The organism is Frigoribacterium sp. RIT-PI-h (assembly GCF_001297205.1).
In the GTDB taxonomy this organism is placed as follows: domain Bacteria; phylum Actinomycetota; class Actinomycetes; order Actinomycetales; family Microbacteriaceae; genus Frigoribacterium.
Window position 1 is genome coordinate 1 of the sequence record NZ_LHOZ01000077.1, and the last position, 5,139, is coordinate 5,139.

The window sequence follows — 5,139 nt, forward strand, 5'->3', positions numbered from 1 at the left end:
GAGGTGGACACAGCACCAGCCCTTGTCCTGGCGCTGTGTCCACATCCTGGCGTCGTGCGCCCCGGCACCCGCGCAATCGCCGCACCGCGCCGCCCCCGCCGCACCCCGCCGCCGTCGAGCGCGCAGACTGGTCTCTGACCCCCGACGGAACGAGCCACTCCCCCATGACCACCACCGTCCTCCTCGCCGGCGCGACCGGCGACCTCGGCCGGCGCATCTCCCGCGAGCTGCTCCGCGACACCACGGCCGACGTGCACCTGCGCGTCCTGACCCGCCCCGGCAGCACCGGCGCGACCACCCTGTTCGGTGACGACGACCGGGTCGAGGTGACCCGCGCCTCCTACACGGACGTGCCCGCCCTGACCGAGGCCGCCCGTGGCGCCGACGTCGTCGTGTCGGCCGTGAGCGGCGTCCGCCCCGTGATCGTCGACGCGCAGCGTGCACTGCTGACGGCAGCCGTCGCGGCGGGGGTGCCGCGGTTCGTGCCGTCGGACTACTCGGCCGACTACCGCGCCATCCCGCCGGGCAGCAACCGCAACTTCGAGCTGCGGCGTGAGTTCGCGGCCGACGTCGACGCGGCTCCGATCCGGGCGACATCCGTGCTGAACGGCATGTTCACCGACCTGCTGACCGGGGACGCGCCGATGGTCCTGTTCGACCGGAAGCGGGTGCTGTTCTGGTCGTCGGCCGACCAGGTGCTCGACTTCACGACGAAGGACGACGTCGCCCACGTCGTCGCCCGCGTCGCGCTCGACCCCGAGGCTCCCCGAGTCGTCGAGGTCGCCGGGGACCGGGTCCCCGCCCGCCAGGTCGCCCGCACGATGAGCGAGCTCACCGGCCAGGACTTCAAGCCGCAGTGGGCCGGCACGACCGGCACCCTCTCGGCGATGGCGGCCGTCATGCGCCGCACGTCGAAGGGCGACGACACCTTCCCCGCCTGGCAGGGCATGCAGTACTTCGTCAACATGTTCAGCGGTGACGCGCAGCTGCGCCACGTCGACAACGACCGCTACGGCCCCGAGCGCTGGACGACCGTGCGCGACGTCCTCGCGACGCGGACCGGCGCCACGTCGGGGTCCCCGGCGTCGACGTCCGCCTGACGGGGACGAGGAGGCACGGGTCGCCCACCAGGGACGCCGCCCGCGCCTGCCGTGGCCCCGAGAAAACGGTGGCCCCTCCCCCCGACGGGTAGGGCCACCGTTCATCGCCGGCGGGGTGAGCGACGGCGGACTACCACGGTAGGCAGCTCCTCCCCCGGCCCACCATCCGATGGACGCGGGGTCCCGGCCGATTCGCGCGACGATGTCCTCGCGACACCCGTCCGGGTCTGTAGGGTCGGCGCATGCATGCGGCTGGTCCTGAGGTCTTCGCGGCCCATCGTGTCGCGACGTGCCACGGCGCCGACGACGCCCGTCGTGTGCTCGGCGAGGCCTTCCTGCCCGTCGAGTTCCCGGAGGCGAGCGCATCCGCCCCCCTCGGCCTGCAGCTCAACGCCGTGAGAACGGGACGGCTGACCATGGGCTTCATGAGGTTCGACCGGGCCGTCCGCATCCGGACGTCAGAGCCCGACAACTACCACGTCGACATCCCGACGGCGGGTCGAGCTGCCCTGTGCGCGGCCGGCGGGCGACGAGTCGACGCGACGCAGCGGTCGGGCGGCGTCTTCATGCCAGGCCGACCTGTCGACCTCGACTGCGGCGACGGCTTCGCGCAGATCGCGCTGATGATCCCCCGAGCCGAGCTGCAGCGCGAACTCGAGGACCTGCTCGAGTCGACCTCCGTCGCCCCGCTCGAATTCGACCCGGCGCTCGACCTGACGGCGGGTGGGCAGGTCGTCCTGCAGGCCGTCCGGGTCGTCGACGAGGCCTCCCGACGGACCGACGGTGTCCTGCAGCACCCCCTCGCCGTCCGCGCCCTCGAGCGGGCGCTCGTCCACGCCCTGCTCTTCTCCCAGGGCCACAACCACACCGAGGCGCTGCACGCTCCCGTGCCGCAGTCGGGCGGTCGGGCGGTCTTCCGCGCGATCGAGCTGCTGCGCGCCGATCCGGCCCACGACTGGAGCGTGGCCGACCTGGCGGTGGCGACCGCCACGAGCGTCCGCAGCCTGCAAGAGGGCTTCCGTCGCACCCTCGACACGACACCGACGGCCTACCTGCGACGGCTGCGGCTGGAGCGGGTGCGCGACGACCTGGTCGCCGCGGGACCCGGGCGGTCGAGCGTCACCGACGTCTCGGCGCGCTGGGGGTTCACGCACCACGGCCGCTTCGCCGCGGCCTACGCCGACCGGTTCGGCGAGCGCCCCTCCGACACGCTGCGCGCCTGGTCCGGCCGTTGAGCCGTGGCCGAGAATTAGGGGCCACGGGGCGGCGGCCGTGCGGCGGGCACGCTCCGCCGCCCGCACCCCTCGGGCCTGACGCGCGCGGACCGGACCAGACCTCAGGAGGCGCGGGTCGCCTCGGTCGAGGAGCGCGCTACCGTGGCCGCATGAGCACCGAGGCCTGGGAAGACCGCGTCGCCGCCCTCTGGGCCGACGAGACCGTCGACGACGAGCAGCGCATCGAGCGCATGACGGCCCTGGCCGCCGATGCGCCCCACCCCGCGCTCGGCGAGTTCGAGCTGGGCGGTGCGCACGACTCCGGGGGCCGTGAGGCCGAGGCACACGTGCACTACGCGGCGGCGACCGAGGCCGGCCTCGATGCCGTCGATCCGACCCGTGCCGCGCAGATGGTCGTGCAGCACGCCTCGACCCTGCGCAACCTCGGCCGGGTGGACGAGGCCATCTCGATGCTGCGTGACGCCCCCGAGCATCCCGCCACCGGAGCGGCGCCGAAGGTCTTCCTCGCGCTCGCCCTGCACAGCGCGGGCCGGGTCGACGAGGCCCTCCGGGTCGCGATCGAGGCCGTCGAGCCGAACCTGCCCCGGTACCACCGCTCGGTCCGCGCCTACGCGGCCGCGCTCACCGAGAGCTGAGCCGGCCGCTGCCCGTGCGACGCGCAGACCCGGCCGCAGCCGTCACCCGCACTACCGCGTGTGACCTCCGACGGGCACCGACCCGGTGCTGAAGTCCTCTTCGAGCTGCTCGAGCGAGCGGCCGTTCGTCTCGGGCACCCGGGTCGCCGCGAAGACGAACGACCCGACGTTGAGCGCTGCGAAGATGAAGAACGTCGTCGAGATGCCGATGCCGGCGACGACGATCGGGAAGAGCAGGCTGACCGCGAAGTTGGTCATCCAGAGGACGAACACGGTCAGCCCCATGCCGACGCCGCGCAGCTTGAGCGGGAAGATCTCGCTGAGCATCAGCCAGACCAGCGGGCCGATGGTGCCCTGCATGGTGCCCACGAACCCGATCACGAAGATCAGCACGACGACGGCCCGGCCCATGCCCTCCGGGATGAACGTCGACGACAGCCCGATCAGCAGGTGGAAGACGGCGACGCCGGCGAAGCCCGACATGAGCATGGTGCGGCGGCCGATCCGGTTGATGACGCGCAGCGCCACGAGCATGGCCACGACGGCGACGACGCCGGCCCCGACGTTGGCGATGAGCGCCCCGCTCTGCGAGAAGCCGGACTGCTGCAGCACCTGAGTGCCGTAGTACATGATCGAGTTGATGCCGGTGAGCTGCTGGGCGACGGCGAGGCCTAGACCGACCAGCAGGATCTTCCGCAGCCAGGGCTCGGCGACGAGGTCGCGCAGGCGGACGCTCTTCGCCACCTCGGCCTCGTGGGCCAGGTCGCGCACCTCGGCGATCTCGGCCACGGCCCGGTCGGCGGACCGGATCTGCTTCAGCACGGCGAGCGCGTCGTCGTCACGACCCTGGGCGATCAGCCATCGTGGGCTCTCGGGCACGCGGAACATGCCGACGAACAGGGCGATCGCCGGTAAGGCGGCGACGGCGAGCATGTAACGCCACACGTCCCCGTGCTCACCCCAGACGCTGCCGATGACCGCGTTGATGGTGAAGGCGGCGAGCTGCCCGGAGACGATCATCAGTTCGTTGCGGCTGACGAGGCCGCCGCGCTGCTCGGTGGGGGCCAGCTCGGCGAGGTAGACGGGCACCGTGACCGAGGCACCTCCGACGGCGACGCCGAGGACGACGCGCGCCCCGGTGAGGAACTCCCACGTCGGCGAGAGGACGCACGCGAGCGCCGCGAGGAAGAACACGACGGCGAGGGTCGTGATGGTGGGCTTGCGACCGAAGGCGTCCGAGACGCGGCCGGTGAAGAAGGCACCCACCGCCGCGCCGACGAGGATCGCCGACACCATGACGCCCTCGGTCGTCGGGGTGAGGCCCAAGCTCGTCTCCATCGAGTCGAGTGCTCCGTTGATGACACCCGTGTCGTAGCCGAAGAGCAGCCCGCCGAAGGTCGCGATGACGGCGACGACGCCCAGTCGTCGGGTGTGCGGCCCCGAGACCAGGGCGGGCAGGGCTGCCCGGGGCGACGCGCCCGTTGCGTTGGTGACCACGATTCCTCCGTCGGTTGTGGTCCCAGCCTGCCCTGTCTCGGGAGCCGGCGGCGCCGTCGATGCCGAGGAGGCGCGGCTCGGGTGACCCGCGCCTCCTGCGGTTCGCGGCTCCCTACAATCGGAGCATGCCTTTCGACGAGTGGTACGACGATGAGACGCGAGAGGCCGCGACGGCCCGCGTGTTGCAGCGGCGGATGACGAACCCCACCGACCGCAACGTCCTCACCGTCGTCGCGGAAGAGTTCAACGTCCCGCGGCAGACCCTCAGCGACTGGGTCGACGAGGCGTCGCCCGAGTCCGCGAAGCCGAAGCGGAAGCCCCGCCCCAAGTTCTCGCAGGTCGTCAAGACCACCAAGGAGGCGCGGGTCGAGTCCCCCGCGGACGACGAAGCGATCGAGGCACCGCAGTCCGCCGCACCTCCGGAGCCAGCGAGCGAACCCGAGCCTGAGCCTGAGGCCGTTCCGCAAGCCGAGGCCGTTCCGCAAGCCGAGGCCGTTCCGCAGACCGAGGCCGCGCCCGAACCGCAGCCCGAGCCCGAGCAGGACCCCTGGGCGGCGTCCGATCCTGCCCCTGAGCCCGAGCCGGCACCCGGTAGCGAACCCGAGCCGCAGCCCGAGCCCACACCCGCACCCACTCCGGACCCCGAGCCCACACCCGCACCCACTCCGGACC

The 5,139-nt window shown here is 72.6% G+C and carries 3 protein-coding genes and 2 pseudogenes; 4 read left to right on the forward strand and 1 reads right to left on the reverse strand.

Annotated features, from left to right (window positions below):
* The first annotated feature begins 164 nt into the window (after positions 1 to 164).
* The 3 genes from AEQ27_RS11305 to AEQ27_RS11315 all read left to right on the forward strand — a co-directional run bounded on the left by AEQ27_RS11305 (position 165) and on the right by AEQ27_RS11315 (position 2,970).
* Positions 165 to 1,100: an NmrA family NAD(P)-binding protein gene (locus AEQ27_RS11305; protein ID WP_054146754.1), complete on the forward strand. Its 936-nt coding sequence runs from the start codon at positions 165 to 167 to the stop codon at positions 1,098 to 1,100.
* A 242-nt stretch (positions 1,101 to 1,342) separates the two neighbouring features.
* Positions 1,343 to 2,335 (forward strand): AraC family transcriptional regulator, encoded by a 993-nt coding sequence (locus AEQ27_RS11310; protein ID WP_054146755.1) that lies wholly within the window; start codon positions 1,343 to 1,345, stop codon positions 2,333 to 2,335.
* A gap of 149 nt (positions 2,336 to 2,484) precedes the next feature.
* Positions 2,485 to 2,970, forward strand: a complete 486-nt coding sequence (locus AEQ27_RS11315; RefSeq protein ID WP_054146756.1) for a tetratricopeptide repeat protein — start codon at positions 2,485 to 2,487, stop codon at positions 2,968 to 2,970.
* Between the two features lie 51 nt (positions 2,971 to 3,021).
* On the opposite strand, the pseudogene AEQ27_RS11320 reads toward AEQ27_RS11315, so the two are convergent.
* Positions 3,022 to 4,521: pseudogene (locus tag AEQ27_RS11320) on the reverse strand (sugar porter family MFS transporter); the annotation flags it as partial.
* A 71-nt stretch (positions 4,522 to 4,592) separates the two neighbouring features.
* Between AEQ27_RS11320 and AEQ27_RS17845 the strand changes: the two are divergent.
* A pseudogene (locus tag AEQ27_RS17845) lies at positions 4,593 to 5,139 on the forward strand (hypothetical protein); the annotation flags it as partial.